The sequence below is a fragment of the Amycolatopsis sp. NPDC028719 genome (genome assembly GCF_055565395.1).
The window spans coordinates 407,624-421,344 of sequence record NZ_JBVHUL010000001.1; the positions used below are offsets into that span (position 1 = coordinate 407,624).

General features: G+C 70.7%; 16 protein-coding genes. 7 read left to right on the forward strand and 9 right to left on the reverse strand.

The features are described 5' to 3' along the window. The first annotated feature begins 97 nt into the window (after positions 1 to 97). The gene (locus ACZ4TR_RS01940) at positions 98 to 2,017 is read left to right on the forward strand and encodes a VanW family protein (RefSeq protein WP_465286266.1); all 1,920 of its coding nucleotides are present in this window, start codon (positions 98 to 100) and stop codon (positions 2,015 to 2,017) included. Between the two features lie 4 nt (positions 2,018 to 2,021). On the opposite strand, the gene ACZ4TR_RS01945 is transcribed toward ACZ4TR_RS01940, so the two are convergent. Together ACZ4TR_RS01945 and ACZ4TR_RS01950 are read right to left on the reverse strand one after the other, a co-directional pair. Then, positions 2,022 to 2,729: a leucine-rich repeat domain-containing protein gene (locus tag ACZ4TR_RS01945; protein ID WP_465285358.1), complete on the reverse strand. Its 708-nt coding sequence runs from the start codon at positions 2,727 to 2,729 to the stop codon at positions 2,022 to 2,024. Further along, entirely contained in the window at positions 2,726 to 3,565 is an 840-nt protein-coding gene (locus ACZ4TR_RS01950; protein WP_465285359.1) for a helix-turn-helix transcriptional regulator, read from the reverse strand. Before ACZ4TR_RS01950 ends, ACZ4TR_RS01945 begins: the two co-directional genes overlap by 4 nt. A 121-nt stretch (positions 3,566 to 3,686) precedes the next feature. On the opposite strand from ACZ4TR_RS01950, the gene ACZ4TR_RS01955 reads away from it, so the two are divergent. Next, on the forward strand, positions 3,687 to 5,066 hold the full coding sequence (locus tag ACZ4TR_RS01955) for an MFS transporter (protein ID WP_465285360.1): 1,380 nt from the start codon (positions 3,687 to 3,689) through the stop codon (positions 5,064 to 5,066). On the opposite strand, the gene ACZ4TR_RS01960 is transcribed toward ACZ4TR_RS01955, so the two are convergent. The 5 genes from ACZ4TR_RS01960 to mug all read right to left on the reverse strand — a co-directional run bounded on the left by ACZ4TR_RS01960 (position 5,056) and on the right by mug (position 9,515). Further along, positions 5,056 to 5,349 carry a GlsB/YeaQ/YmgE family stress response membrane protein gene (locus tag ACZ4TR_RS01960; protein ID WP_465285361.1) on the reverse strand — a complete coding sequence of 98 codons (294 nt, stop codon included), beginning with the start codon at positions 5,347 to 5,349 and terminating at the stop codon, positions 5,056 to 5,058. The two genes, ACZ4TR_RS01955 and ACZ4TR_RS01960, sit on opposite strands and share 11 nt — an antisense overlap. A gap of 148 nt (positions 5,350 to 5,497) precedes the next feature. Next, entirely contained in the window at positions 5,498 to 5,773 is a 276-nt protein-coding gene (locus ACZ4TR_RS01965) for a GlsB/YeaQ/YmgE family stress response membrane protein (RefSeq protein ID WP_465285362.1), read from the reverse strand. Positions 5,774 to 5,907: 134 nt separating this feature from the next. Then, positions 5,908 to 7,743, reverse strand: a complete 1,836-nt coding sequence (locus tag ACZ4TR_RS01970; protein WP_465285363.1) for an acyl-CoA dehydrogenase — start codon at positions 7,741 to 7,743, stop codon at positions 5,908 to 5,910. A gap of 139 nt (positions 7,744 to 7,882) precedes the next feature. After that, positions 7,883 to 8,668, reverse strand: a complete 786-nt coding sequence (locus tag ACZ4TR_RS01975; RefSeq protein WP_465285364.1) for a response regulator transcription factor — start codon at positions 8,666 to 8,668, stop codon at positions 7,883 to 7,885. Between the two features lie 286 nt (positions 8,669 to 8,954). Next, a complete protein-coding gene (gene mug / locus ACZ4TR_RS01980; protein ID WP_465285365.1) occupies positions 8,955 to 9,515 on the reverse strand; it encodes a G/U mismatch-specific DNA glycosylase in 561 nt (186 codons plus the stop codon). Between the two features lie 27 nt (positions 9,516 to 9,542). On the opposite strand from mug, the gene ACZ4TR_RS01985 reads away from it, so the two are divergent. Together ACZ4TR_RS01985 and ACZ4TR_RS01990 are read left to right on the forward strand one after the other, a co-directional pair. Next, entirely contained in the window at positions 9,543 to 10,187 is a 645-nt protein-coding gene (locus tag ACZ4TR_RS01985) for a class I SAM-dependent methyltransferase (RefSeq protein ID WP_465285366.1), read from the forward strand. A 67-nt stretch (positions 10,188 to 10,254) separates the two neighbouring features. Continuing rightward, entirely contained in the window at positions 10,255 to 10,431 is a 177-nt protein-coding gene (locus ACZ4TR_RS01990; protein WP_196425799.1) for a hypothetical protein, read from the forward strand. Here ACZ4TR_RS01990 and ACZ4TR_RS01995 read toward each other — a convergent pair. Both ACZ4TR_RS01995 and ACZ4TR_RS02000 read right to left on the reverse strand, forming a co-directional pair. Next, the gene (locus ACZ4TR_RS01995) at positions 10,372 to 11,007 is read right to left on the reverse strand and encodes a VanZ family protein (protein ID WP_465285367.1); all 636 of its coding nucleotides are present in this window, start codon (positions 11,005 to 11,007) and stop codon (positions 10,372 to 10,374) included. The two genes, ACZ4TR_RS01990 and ACZ4TR_RS01995, sit on opposite strands and share 60 nt — an antisense overlap. Positions 11,008 to 11,099: 92 nt before the next feature. Next, on the reverse strand, positions 11,100 to 11,228 hold the full coding sequence (locus ACZ4TR_RS02000) for a hypothetical protein (protein WP_465285368.1): 129 nt from the start codon (positions 11,226 to 11,228) through the stop codon (positions 11,100 to 11,102). Between the two features lie 229 nt (positions 11,229 to 11,457). On the opposite strand from ACZ4TR_RS02000, the gene ACZ4TR_RS02005 reads away from it, so the two are divergent. Genes ACZ4TR_RS02005 through ACZ4TR_RS02015 form a run of 3 tightly spaced genes read left to right on the forward strand, consistent with a single transcriptional unit; the run spans position 11,458 to position 13,654 of the window. Then, positions 11,458 to 11,691, forward strand: coding sequence for a GNAT family N-acetyltransferase (locus ACZ4TR_RS02005; RefSeq protein WP_465285369.1), 234 nt, complete (start codon positions 11,458 to 11,460; stop codon positions 11,689 to 11,691). A gap of 52 nt (positions 11,692 to 11,743) precedes the next feature. Next, positions 11,744 to 12,823: a Gfo/Idh/MocA family protein gene (locus ACZ4TR_RS02010; RefSeq protein WP_465285370.1), complete on the forward strand. Its 1,080-nt coding sequence runs from the start codon at positions 11,744 to 11,746 to the stop codon at positions 12,821 to 12,823. A 51-nt stretch (positions 12,824 to 12,874) separates the two neighbouring features. Further along, positions 12,875 to 13,654: an alpha/beta fold hydrolase gene (locus ACZ4TR_RS02015; RefSeq protein WP_465285371.1), complete on the forward strand. Its 780-nt coding sequence runs from the start codon at positions 12,875 to 12,877 to the stop codon at positions 13,652 to 13,654. Positions 13,655 to 13,721: the final 67 nt, after the last annotated feature.

Below are 13,721 nucleotides of genomic sequence, written 5' to 3' on the forward strand. Positions count from 1 at the left end.
CGCCGAGCTCGCGGCCGCGGAGTCGTCCGCTGCGGCTGAACTCGCTGTGGAGCCGGAGCCCGCCGAGCTTGCGCTTGCCGAGTCGCCAGTCGCGGCGGTGCCCGTCGAGCCTGAGCCCGCGGAGCCACCTGCTGTGGCCGAGTCCCCTGCCGTGGCCGAACCCGAACTCGCGGTGGCCGGTCCGCCCGCGGCGATCGACCCTGCCGCTGAGTCCGCCGGCACCACCGATCTCTTCGCCGACGACCTGCTCGGCGAACTCCTCGAAACCCCCGCTCCGCCCCCGGCCCCGGACACTCCCGCGCGGAAGCTCCGGACCGGCCTGGCCCGCACCATGATGTCCATCGGGATCGCGCTCGGGCTCTTCGTCATCCTCTACGCCATCGACCTCATCTCCAGCGCCGGCGATGTGCCGCGGGGCGTGACCGTCGCCGGGATCGATGTCGGCGGCCTGACCCATGCCGAAGCGGAAGCCAAGCTGCGCCGGGAACTCGAGCCTCGGCTGATCCGGCCCGTCGTCGTCCACGGGGGTGATGTCCAGGCCGAGCTCGTGCCTTCGCGGTCCGGGCTCGGGCTCGACTGGCCGAACACCCTCGGGCTCGCCGGGCACCAGCCGCTGAGCCCGATCACGCGGGTCATGTCCTTCTTCAGCAGCCGCGAGGTCGGCGTCGCGACCCAGACCGATCCGAACCAGATCGGCCAGGCCGTGCGCGAACTCGCCGAGCGCAGGCTCGACCACCCGGCCACCGAAGGCTCGGTCGGGTTCATGGCGGTCGAGGGCAGCGGCGGCGGTGTCACCCCATATCCGATCCTGCCGCGGCAGGGCCAGCAGCTGACCGACCTCGCCGGCGCCGTGCACGCCGTCACCGACCACTGGCTCGACCCCGGTGGGGTCAAGCTCGGCATGGCGATCACGCCCGTGAAGGCGACCGCGGCCGGCGTGCAGGCCGCCTTCCAGCAGATCGTCGTGCCCGCCGTCGCGAAGCCGGTCGTCGTGCACGGGCAGGGCAAGGACGTTCCGCTCACGCCCGCCACGATCGCGTCGTCGTTCCAGTTCGCCGCGGTCGAGGGCGGGGCCGTCGAGGTCCGCATCGACCAGGGCAAGCTGCAGGCCGCCCTGAAGGACGGGCTCGCGAGCACCGAGACCGACGGCAAGGACGCCCAGATCGTCTTCACCGGCGACCAACCGGCCGTCGACCCCTCCGAGGACGCCCGGAAGATCAACTGGGAGAAGACCTTCCTGCCGCTCATCGACGTGCTCAAGAAGACCGGCGGCCGGGACCTGCCCGTCGTCTACAGCGCGTCGAAGCCCGGCGTGACCACCGATGCCGCCGGCGCGCTCGGCATCAAGGAGGTCGTCGGCGAGTTCACCACCGGCGGCCTGGCCGGCCCGGCCGCGACGAACAACCGGACGCTCGCCGCCCGCGTGTCCGGCACGATCGTCAAGCCCGGCGAGACGTTCAGCCTCGGCGCTCGCTCCGGCCCGCGCACCGCCGGCAACGGCTACGTGCCCGCCCCGGCCGACGAAGACGGCACCGGCGCGATCGTCGTCGGCGGTGGCGTCTCGCAGCTCGCGTCCACTTTGTACAACGCGGGCTACCTCGCCGGCCTGACCGACGGTGGCCACCTCGAGCACGACCACTACCTCGACCGCTACCCCGCCGGCCGCGACGCCAAGGCCGTCAACGCCGACGGCAGCCCCGTCGAGCTCAAGCTGACCAACGACTCGCCGACCGGGATCGCCATCCAGGCCACGGTCTCCGGCGACTCCGTGACGGTCCGCATCTGGGGCACCCGCCACTACCGCGTCGAGGGCCAGACCGGCGCCCAGACGCCCGGCGACCCGCCATCGGTCCAGTTCGGCGGCGGCAGCACCGGCAGCCCGTGCCAGCCGTCGATCGGCACGCCCGGCTTCAGCGTCACCGACACCCGCGTGCTCTACGACGTCGCGAGTGGTGCCGAAGTCCGCCGGACCTCGCACACGGCGACCTACGGCCCGCGCCCGACCATCCTCTGTTGAGTTGTCAGCGAAGGACCATGCACCCCGCCTCCTCGAAGTCGCGCAGCCACGCCGGCTCCCGGAAGTGCTTGTTCCACCGCAGATCCAGCTTGTCCAGTTTGGACAGCCGGGCGAGCGAGGGAGGAAGGGAGACCAGCAGGTTCTCCCGCAGGTCGAGCTGACGCAGCTCGCTCAGCGACCCGATCGACTCCGGCAGCGCCGTCAACCGGTTGCCCCGCAGGTGCAGCTCCCGCAACGTACCGAGCGTGCCGATCGACTCCGGCAGCGCCGTCAACGCGTTGCGGTACAACCGGAGTTCTCGCAGCGAAGAGAACCCGGACAGATCAGCCGGCAACGCGGTGAGCCGGTTGTCCGTGCACCCCAGGTACTTCAGGGCACCCAGGCGGCACCACGCGGACGGGAACGCCGTCAGCCGGTTGTCGCTGACGTACAGGTACTCGGTGAGCCCGGCCAGCTCACCCAGCTCGTCCGGCAGCGAGCCGAACCGGTTGTGCGCCAGATCGAGCGTGTGCACCGACTTCAGCGCCGAGATGCCCGGTGGCAGCGAAGAAAGCCGGTTCACCGCGAGGTTGAGCACCTGCAGCCCGGTGTGCTCCCACAGCGAAGCGGGCACCGACGAGAGCTCGTTCGCGTAGAGGTCCAGCCGGGTGAGACCGGGCGGCAACACCGGGAACTCGGTCAGCGCCCGGCTGCTCAGGTCGAGTGACGTCATGACGACCTCCGCGTCGCGGGCAGCAACGCCCAGGTGGCGGCATCGTCCGGAGTGGACACCTGGACCCGCAGTCCTGGCACCTCCGACACCGCCAGCTCGGTCAGCCGGAAGGTCATCCGCCCCGCCCGCGGGTGGTGCAGCCGCCGCAGCCGCGCCCGCGGTTCGGCCACCTCGTGCCGCTCCCACAGCTCGGCGAACTCGGGACTCAGCGCCGACAGCCGCCGGATGTCCTCTTCCCAGCCCGGATCACCCACGTGCCTGCCGTACTCGGCCCGCATCCGCGCGACCATGTGCGGCACCTCCTCGTCGTAGTTGAGCAGGAACGCCCGTGCGTTCGGCTCGGTCACGCAGCACCACAGCAGGTTCTTGTGCAGGCACGGCATGCTGTGCCACTCCCAGAACAGCTCCTCCTGCGCCGCGTTCGACGCCAGCACGTCGAACCGGCCGTTGACCACCGTGGCGGGCACCGGATCCAGTGCGCGCAGCACCTCGCGCACCGCGTCCGGCACCACCTCCGCCGACGGCGGCAGCCGCGACGGGGTCAGCTCCGCCAGCCGGTACAGGTGCTCCCGCTCCGGGTGGTCCATCCGCAGCGTGCGCGCCACCGCGTCGAGCACCTGCGCGCTCGCGTTGATCGGCCGCCCCTGCTCCAGCCACGTGTACCAGGTGACGCCGACGCCGGCGAGCAGCGCCACCTCCTCGCGGCGCAACCCGCTGAGCCGACGGCGCGGGCCGGGCGCGAGCCCGACCTCCTCCGGGCCGATCCGCGCCCGGCACGCCTTGAGGAACCCGCCGAGTTCCTCTCGGCGGCCCGCTCGCACCTGTGTCCGGGTCATGCGGACATGGTGCCGGAGGGGTACGACAGTTTCAGAAGGTCAGCAGGCGAAGCAGGTGCTGGGAGTACCAGCATCCCCAGGCTCTCTCCGCGGGCGACCCACGAGGCCCAAGGTCAGCGGCATGACACTGACCACCCCTGCCCCGGCCTCGGACCGGGCCGCCCGGCCGGACCGGCGGCCGTGGTTCATGCTGGCCGTCCTGCTGCTCGGCCAGTTCATGGCGCTGCTCGACGTCACCGTCGTGAACGTCGCCATGGCCGACATCCGCACCGACCTGCACGCGTCCGGCGCCGCGCTGCAGCTGGTCGTTTCCGGCTACACCGTGGGCTACGCGATGCTGCTGATCACCGGCGCCCGGCTGGGTGAGCTGTTCGGCCGGCGCCGGCTGTTCGTCATCGGCGTCGTCACGTTCACCGTCTGCTCGGCGCTCTGCGGCCTGGCGCCGGACGCACCCGTCCTCGTCGTCGCGCGGATCGCCCAGGGCGCCGGGGCCGCGTTGATGATGCCGCAGGTCATCAGCGTCATCCAGGCGCAGTTCACCGGGGCCGCGCGGGCGAAGGCGCTCAGCGCGTACACCGCGGTCATCTCCGTCGCGTTCGTCGCCGGTCAGGTCGTCGGCGGCGTGCTCGTGGGCGCGGACCTGTTCGGGGCGGGCTGGCGGCCGGTCTTCCTGGTGAACGTCCCGATCGGCGTCCTCGTGGCCGTGCTCGCCGTCAAGCTGGTGCCCGGCGGTGCCGCGAAGGCGGGCCGGCGGCTCGACCTCGCCGGACTCGCGATCGCCGTGCCGGCGGTGGTGCTCGTCGTGCTGCCACTGGTCCTCGGGCACGAAACCGGCTGGCCCGGCTGGGCGTTCGGCTCGATCGCCGCCGGCGCGCTGCTGGCCGTGCTCTTCGTCGTCGTGGAACGCCGCGTGCGCGATCCGCTCGTCGACCTCGCCGTACTGAAGATCCGTGGGGTCGCGCCGGGCTTGGCCACCCTCGGGGCCGGAGTCGCGGCCTACGGCGGATTCCTCTTCTGCGTGGCACTGCACCTGCAGTCGGGCCTCGGCAAGACGGCGCTGGCCGCCGGCTTGGCGATGGCACCGGGCGGGGTCGTCTTCGGCCTGTGCGGGTTCTTCTGGAACAGGCTGCCGCGGCGGGTGCACGCCTGGCTGACCCCATGCGGTTACGTGGGATCCGCGATCGCCTACGTGCTGCTCGGGCTGGGCCGGGACGGCGGCACGCTGTTCTTCGTGGCCCTGCTGCTCTTCGGCCTGTCGATGGGACCCGCGTTCGGCTCCTTGATGGTGAACGCGCTGACGCACGTCCCGCTCGAGCGCGCGGCGGACGTCAGCGGCCTGCTGACCACCACGCTGCAGCTGGGCCAGGTCATCGGCGTGGCCACGTTCGGCAGCCTGTTCCTGACCCTCGCCGCGACGTCGTCCGCGCACGCCCTCACCACGACGATGGCCTGCGCCGCCGCGCTGCTGCTCGTCGGCGCAGGCCTGGCCGTCAGGCGGTAGTGCGGCTGCCGCCCTTGACCTTGGCGTAGATCGCCGAGGCCGCGATGACCCCGACGACGGCGGCGACGATCTGGAAGACGTGCCGGATCCAGTCGATGCCGGCGGTGTCCTTGACGCCGAACACGCCGGCGAGCCAGTTGCCGATGAACGCGGCCACGATGCCGACGACGATGGTCAGCCAGACCGGGATCTTCTGGTCGCCCGGCGCGAACAGCCGGCCGAGCACGCCCAGGACCAGGCCCACGATGATCGTCGAGATGATGCCCCAAAGTCCGCCGAGCACGGTTGCCTCCTCGGATAGCGCAATAAGCGCCACGGTGGCACCGATCCCGGCGCATCGCCCGCGCAGACCCCCGATGGAGTGACCGCGAAAAAGATCCGGCCCGGTCCGCCCGCGAGGGCGAACCGGGCCGGATCGGCCTGGGAAGGAGCTACCTCGTCACGCCTCGGCGTCCGTAGGCGCCGGCGGCGATGCTCACCCCGATCGCGGCCAGGACGACCTGCGTCAGGATTTCCAGCCAGTCGATGCCGTTCGTGTCGGCGTACCCGAGCCCGCGGGCGATCGCCGTGCCGATGAAGGCGGCGATGATACCGATCAGGATGGTCAGCCAGATCGGGATGCCCTGCTTGCCGGGCGCGACCAGCCGGCCCAGAACACCGATGATCAGCCCGACGATGATGGCGCTGACGATGCCGGCGACAGTCATCACTTTCTCCTCTCAAGGATCCGCGGACCCGGCCACTCGGGTCCGTCGGACTCGGTGAGCGGAATGCCCGCGCCGTCCGGCCCTGAAACACGAAAAGGGCCCTCCTCACGCGAGGAGGGCCCTTTCGTGACCAATCAGAAGGCGGCTTCGTCGAGCTCCATCAGCGCGTTGTCGGCGGCCTCGACGATGGCGCGGCGGGCGGTCAGCTCCGGCAGCACCTGCTTCGAGAAGAACGACGCCACGGCGATCTTGCCCTCGTAGAACGGGACGTCCTTGGCGGACGCGCCCGCGTCGAGCTTCGCGATGGCGACCTCGGCGTGCTTGAGCAGCTGCCAGCCGATGAGCAGGTCGCCGACCGACATCAGCAGGCGGACCGTGTGCTGGCCGACCTTGTTGATGTTCTGCGGGTCTTCCTGCGACGCGGTGAGGTAGCCGATCAGCGAGCCCAGCATGCCCTGGGTGTCCTCGAGGGCCTGCTTGAGCAGTCCGCGCTCGTTCTTGAGCCGGCCGTTGCCCGCCTCGGACTCGATGAACTTGGTGATCTCGCCGGCGACGAAGGCCAGCGACTGGCCCTTGTCGCGGACGATCTTCCGGAAGAAGAAGTCCAGCGACTGGATGGCCGTGGTGCCCTCGTACAGCGAGTCGATCTTGGCGTCGCGGATGTACTGCTCGATCGGGTAGTCCTGCAGGAAGCCGGAACCGCCCAGCGTCTGCAGCGACTGCACGAGCTGCTCGGTGGCGCGCTCGGAGCCGACACCCTTGACGATCGGCAGCAGCAGGTCGTTGACACCGTGCGCGACCTTCTGGTCACCCTCGCCGGTCCACAGCTGGTCCTGGAAGGACGCGGTGTACAGGTAGACCGCACGGAGGCCCTCGGCGTACGCCTTCTGGAGCATCAGCGAGCGGCGGACGTCGGGGTGGTGCGTGATGGTGACGCGCGGGGCGGCCTTGTTCAGCATGTTCGGCAGGTCGGCACCCTGGACGCGCTCCTTGGCGTACTCCAGCGCGTTGAGGTAGCCGGTCGACAGCGTCGCGATGGCCTTGGTGCCGACCATCATCCGGGCGTACTCGATGACCTGGAACATCTGCGCGATGCCGTCGTGGACCTCGCCGAGCAGCCAGCCCTTGGCCGGGGTGCCGTGCTGGCCGAAGGTCAGCTCGCACGTCGTCGAGGCCTTGATGCCCATCTTGTGCTCGACGTTCGTGACGAAGGCGCCGTTGCGCTCGCCCAGCTCACCGGTCTTCGAGTCGAAGTGGAACTTCGGCACGAGGAACAGCGACAGGCCCTTGGTGCCCGGCTTGGTCTCGATGCCGGGACCCTCGGGGCGCGCCAGCACGAGGTGCATGATGTTTTCGCTCATGTCGTGCTCGGCCGAGGTGATGAACCGCTTCACGCCGTCGATGTGCCAGGAGCCGTCCTCCTGCTTGGTGGCCTTGGTGCGGCCCGCGCCGACGTCGGAGCCGGCGTCCGGCTCGGTCAGCACCATCGTGGCGCCCCACTGCCGGTCGATCATGAGCTGGGCCCAGTGCTTCTGCTCTTCGGTGCCGTTCTTGTTCACGATCATGGCGAAGTTCGGGCCCGCCAGGTACATGAACAGCGGGGCGTTCGCGCCGAGGATGAGCTCGGACGCGGCCCACTGCACGGTCGGGGGCAGGCCGAAGCCGCCGAGGTCGTTGGTGAGGCCGAGCCGCCACCATTCGCCGTCGAGGAGCTGCTTGTAGCTCTTCTTGAACGACTCGGGGATCTTCACACTGAAGGTCTTCGGGTCGTACACCGGCGGGTTGCGGTCGGCGTCGGCGAAGGACTCGGCGAGCGGCCCGGTCGCGAGCTTGTTCAGCTCGGACAGCACCCCGCGGGCGGTCTCCTCGTCGGACTCGGCGAGCACACCCTTGCCCAGGCGTTCCTGGACGCCGAGTACCTCGAAGAGGTTGAACTCCAGGTCTCGGACGTTGCTCTTGTAGTGGCCCATGTCGTCACTCCAATGTGTTCGGCTCCCCGGCCGGGCACATGTTCGCCTTACTCGCCGGTAACTTCAGGATATTACCTGCGGGTAACTGGAGCAAGCAGATCCGCACTTCCGGGTGCGGAAATCCGGGCGTTTCGAGGGGTCAGCGCTGCCCGGGAAGCGCTGTTGTGTCGGCAGTCACCGGCACGTGGCCGTCCTCCGCCCGCGCGACCAGTATCCCGCCGCGGAAGGCGATCGTCACGGCGTGCGTCCGGTCCCGCGCGGACAGCTTGCGCAGGATGCTCTTGACGTGGGTCCGGACCGTCTCCACGGAGAGGAACAGCAGCTTCGCGATCGCCGAGTTCTCGAGACCTTCGGCGACGAGCTGGAGCACCTGGTACTCGCGCCTGGACAGCGGCATCCCGCCGCGCGGCCCCGGCGGGCTGTCGTGGGCGAGCTCGCCCTTCGGCACGGTGGACCGCTTCGGCCGGACGGTGAGCGCGGCCAGCCCGGGGTCGATGTACCGGCGCTCGGTGTGCGCCCGCCGGATCGCTTCGGCGAGCCGTCGCGAGTCGATCGACCGCGGCACGATCGCGTGCGCGCCAGCGGCGATCGCGGCCGCGAGGTACTGCTGCGTGCGGTTCGTGTCCCGGATGAGCGTGACGATGATCAGTGCCGGGTCGCCGGCGTTGAGCAGCTTCGTCAGGTGGCAGTTCGGGTCGAGCGCCGAGTCGAGCACGACGACGTCCGGCTTGACCTGCTCGCACAGCTGCAGCGCGGCGTGGTGGCTGGCCGCCTGGCCCGCCCAGTGCAGCCCCTGGCTGCGGTGGACGAGCGCGCCGAGGCCGTCGCGGAAGATCGGGACCGGGTCGACCACCGCCACGCCGAGACTTCGCCCGCCGGGTCCGGTCGGCCCGATCGGCCTTCGGGTGGGCTCGATGCCGTGCATCGTGGGCCTCCGTCTCCTGCGCCGTCGCTCCTGGGACGCCGGACGCGTCCCCTCGGTTCACGCGTCCGGCACCGTCCGGTCTCCCCTGCCGGGACCGGCCAAAAGTGACTCCTCCTGCTTGGTACGAGTCGCGATTGCGCAGCTCATGACGCCATCTCCCCCTCATGGCCTAATCGCCCGGTCACAGCAAACTCTGGGTAGAAAACCTTCCAGGGAAGGGAGCTCGACCGGGCCGGAAAGGACCTGATGGGGCGGTTGGCGCTACTGAGGGTGGCTCGCCCCTTGTTCAACGATTTCGACGATCTCGGGATGCGGCCCGCAGCTCCGCGAACTCCGCCGCGAGCCCGGCCGGCGTCCAGTGCGCGTTGAGGCCGCTCGGGTTCGGCAGCACCCACACCCGGGTGCCGCCGATCCGGTGCTCCTGCTGCCCGACGCGCGCCTTCGGGAAGCCGAACGCGGTCCGGTAGGCGGTGATCCCGACGACGGCCAGCCACCGCGGCCGGTACTCGAGCACCTTGGCTTCCAGCAGCTTGCCGCCCTCACGGAACTCGTCGTCGGTGAGCTCGTCGGCGCGGGCGGTGGTCCGGGCGACGACGTTCGTGATGCCGAGCTTGAGGTCGAGCAGCTGGTTCTGTTCGTCGGGCTGGTAGCGCCTCGGCGTGAACCCGCCGGCGTGGAGGGCGGGCCAGAAGCGGTTGCCGGGGCGGGCGAAGTGCTGCTTCAGCGCGCCCGAGTAGAGGCCGGGGTTGATACCGCAGAACAGGACGTCGAGGCCGGGTGCGATGACGTCCGGGATGGTCGTGTTGTGCGCGGCGGCCAGCTGATCCTTCGTGGGTCGGGTGCTCACCCCTCCAGTCTCCGGCACGCTGGGAGGATGGACGTCACCGCGGACGGGTGTTCGGTCGAGGTCTACCGCTTGCTTCCGCCGGCGGGTGAGCCGGAGATCGTGCACGCGGCCGTGCCCCCGGGGGTGTCGATCCTCGAGCTGGGGTGTGGGGCCGGCCGGGTCACCCATCCGCTGATCGCGTTGGGTCATCCCGTGGTCGCCGTGGACGATTCGCCGGAGATGCTCGCGCACGTCCGGACCGAGACGGTGTGCGCGCGGATCGGCGACCTGGACCTCGGCCGGGCGTTCGATGCGGTGCTGCTGGCCAGCCACCTGGTCAACACCGAGCTGGATTCGGACCGGCACGCTCTGCTCGCCGCCGCGCGGCGGCACTTGGCGCCTTCGGGGCGGCTGATCGTCGAATGGCACCCGCCGGAGTGGTTCGCCACCGTGGCGAGTGGTCAGGGCGGCCGGCTCGGGGAAGTGGAGGTCGAGCTGGCCGACGTCGTCCGCGAAGGCGACCTGCTGTCGGCGACAGTGCGGTATTCCGCCGGTGGGCGGCGGTGGGACCAGGAGTTCACGTGCCGCCGGCTGGAGCCGGCGGATGTCCTGACTTCGGCCGGGCTGACCTTCGACGGCTGGCTGTCCGCCGATCGGAACTGGTTCGCTGCCCGCGTCCGTCGCCGGGGGTAGCGAATTCACCACGGACCTGCGTAACCTGTTGTGATCTCCCGCACAGCGCCGTACCGAGGAGGATTTCGTGCAGCTTCCGATCGTCCTCGGGCTGGTCGCGCTGGTCTTGGCCGTCGCCGCCCTCGTCGTCGTTCTCGAGGACCGGCGGGCCGCCAAGCGGGCCGCCCTGCAGCGGAAGGCGCGGTTAGCGCGTCTCGGCGAAGTGGACCCGCTCGCGCCGGGCCGGCTGCACGCCGACCGGTGAACGCAGGACCGCCAGCAGCAACGCCCCGAACACCCAGCCGGCTCCCGCGCCGAACGTGTTGTTCATGAGGTCGTCCACGTCGAAGATGCGGTAGACGTACGGCGCCGTCCCGAAGTTCGCCGTGACCTGCGTGAACTCGATGAGCAGGGACACCGCGAAGCCGATCAGGACCGTGCCGGTCAGGCCGCGGCGCCACAGGATCCTGGCGAACACCCCCAGCGGGACGAACAGCAGCACGTTCATGCAGGCCTGCTGGAACGTCTGCGTCATGAACCACTGCGACAGCGGCTCGCCGTGCTTCAGCAGTTCCGTGTGGATGTCGGTGATCCACTGGAACGGGTGCAGCTGCACCGTCTGGCTCAGCCGGCGCGCGCCGGGGCCGGGCAGCGGCAGGAAGACGACCGCCAGGGTCATGCAGCCGTACAGCAGCACCGCGCCGGTCGTCACGATGCCGCGCAGGCGCAGGCCGCCGTGCCGGGCCAGCTGCGTGATCAGCTGCGGCACCAGTACGACGGTCCACAGCGCCAGGAAGCCGATGAGTCCGTACTGCAGGGCGGTGACCTGTGCGTTCGTCATGCCACCGACGTTATGGATCATGACCCGGGAGCCGCTTCGGTCGAAGAGCCGGACCCCATCGGCCACTCGGCCGACCGCCTCGGGCCGATCGGTCAGGGCCGGCTCTCGTCCTCGGCCGCGTCGTCTTCGGCGCCGCGCTCGGCCCGCCACGCGCTGAACACCGTGCCCCCGATCATCAGCACGACGACGGCCAGCACCACGAGGACGACCTCGATGCCCATGCTTCCCCCCGTTGCCGGAACGCTCGGCTCATCGCGCCCGGGTTGATGGGTGTTACCGAACCGTCGGTGCGTGCGAACCTGCCCGGATGGTCCACGTGCGACGGCTGATTCCCGACGATGTCCCCGTGCTGCGCGAAATCCGGCTCCGCGCGCTCGCGGACACGCCCGAGAACTTCGGCTCGCTCGTCGCGGCCGAACGCCGGAAGAACGGGAGTGGCTGGTCTTCTCGATGTGGGTTGCGCCACAGGCGCGGGGCCGCGGGCTGGCCGCCGACCTCGTCCACGCCGTCCGCCGAGCGGCCGAGGAAGCGGGCGCGGAAGCCATCGGTCTGCACGTCTTCGAAGGAAACGACCGCGCGCGACGCGTCTACGAGCGGCTCGGCTTCGTCCTCACCGGCGAGTCCGAAGTCATAGCCGGAAAAGGGAGACGTAACCGGATGCGGCTTGCGCTGAACCGGGAATGACCACGACGCTCGGCACGTCGAAGTCTTGTGGGGGCGACGAAAGGGAACGCTCATGGCACCGGTCCGGGTCGGCATCGTCGGGCTCAGCGCGAACGGCGGCTGGGCCGCCACCGCGCACGTGCCCGCGCTGGCCGCGGTGGACGGCTACGAGCTCCGCGCCCTGAGCGGGAGCAGCGCCGAGTCGGCGCGGGTGGCCGGGGAGAAGTACGGCGTGCCGCTGACCTTCGGCGACGCCGGGGAGCTCGCGCGGCACCCGGAGGTCGACCTGGTCGTCGTCGCGGTGAAGGTGAGTGAGCACCGGGCGCTGATCGAGCCCGCGCTCGCCGCGGGCAAGCAGGTGCTGAGCGAGTGGCCGCTCGGCGTGAGCCTGGCCGAAACCGAGGCACTGGCCGAAGCGGCGAAGGACGCCAAGACGGCGGTCGGCCTGCAGGGGCGGTCCGCGCCCGCGTTGCGCTACCTGCGCGACCTCATCAAGGACGGGTACGTCGGCCGCGTGCTCTCGACGTCGTTGATCGGCTCGGGTGGCAACTGGGGTCCGGCGGTCCGGGCCGGGCGCGGCTACCAGTTGCACCCCGAAGGCGGGGCGACCATGCTGACGATCCCGTTCGCGCACACCGTCGACGCGTTCGACATGGTGCTCGGCCGGTTCTCCGAGCTGTCGGCGACGGTGGCGACCGTCCGGCCGCGGGTGCGCGACGAGGTCACCGGCGACTCGGTCCCGATGACCGCGCCGGACCAGATCGCCGTCGGCGGCGTGCTGAACAGCGGCGCCGTCGCGTCGCTGCACCTGCGCGGCGGGTCCTCGCCCGCCACGGACTTCCACTGGGAGATCAACGGCACCGAGGGCACGCTCGTCGTCGACGCCGCGGACCCGCTGTTCTGGATCGCGAAGGTGACCTTGCGCGGCAGCCGGACCGGCACGCTGGAGAAGCTCACCGTCCCCGCTCGGTACGAACTGCCGCAGCTGGCCGGGCGGGCCGCCGAGCCGTCGTACAACGTCGCGCACGCCTACGCGCGCCACCTCAAGGGCGACCTGCCGGACTTCGCGCACGCGCTGCGCGTGCACCGGGTTCTGGACGCCGTCCGGCGGTCGGCCGACGCCGGGACGCGGATTCACCTGGACGCCGAGTAACTGTTACCGACGGTAGTAGCTTTTCCGCCGGCCCGGACTTACTCTCGGGTAATGGACGACGTTGTCTACGACCGTGAGGGCCGGGGCGCGCCGCTGGTGCTGATCCACGGCATCGGCCACCGCCGTCAGGCGTGGGCGCCGGTGTTTCCGCTGCTCACGCCGCATCGCGACGTCATCGCCGTGGACCTGCCGGGCTTCGGTGAGTCGCCCGAGCCGGCCGGCGGGTACGGCGTCGAGCCCGCGCTGGTGATGTTCAAGGAGCTCTTCACCGAGCTGGGTCTCGACCGCCCGCACGTCGCGGGGAACTCGCTCGGCGGGCTGCTGTCGCTGGCGCTCGGCCAGGCCGGGCTCGTCCGCAGCGTCACGGCGTTGTCGCCCGCCGGGCTGTGGAACCGGACGCAGAAGATGTACGCGATCGCCACGCTCAAGGCCCACCGCGCGCTCGCGCAGCGCACACCACCGCACGTCGTGCGCCGCATCGCCGCGACGGCGGCCGGGCGCAAGGCGCTGACCGGGATGATCGTGGGGAAGCCGGGGCTGCTGACGCCGGACGACGTCGTCGAGGACGCCCACGCGCTCGCGACCGCGCCGGGCTTCGAGCCGACCGCCGCCCAGTCGCGCGGGGACTTCCGTTTCACCGGGCCGGTCACCGGCGTCCCGGTGACCATCGCCTGGGCCGAGCACGACCGCATCCTCGCCCGGCCGCGCGTCGCCGACCTGCGGAAGGTCGCTCCCGAAGGGACGTTCCGGCTGCTGCCCGGCTGTGGGCACGTGCCGATGAACGACGACCCGGCGCTCGTCGCGCGCGTGCTGCTCCAGGGAAGCCGTTAGGTGACATTCGCTTTACGTCCGTCTTTTGACCCTGGTAGCCGACTCCTCCGCGAGGCAGAATCCTCCG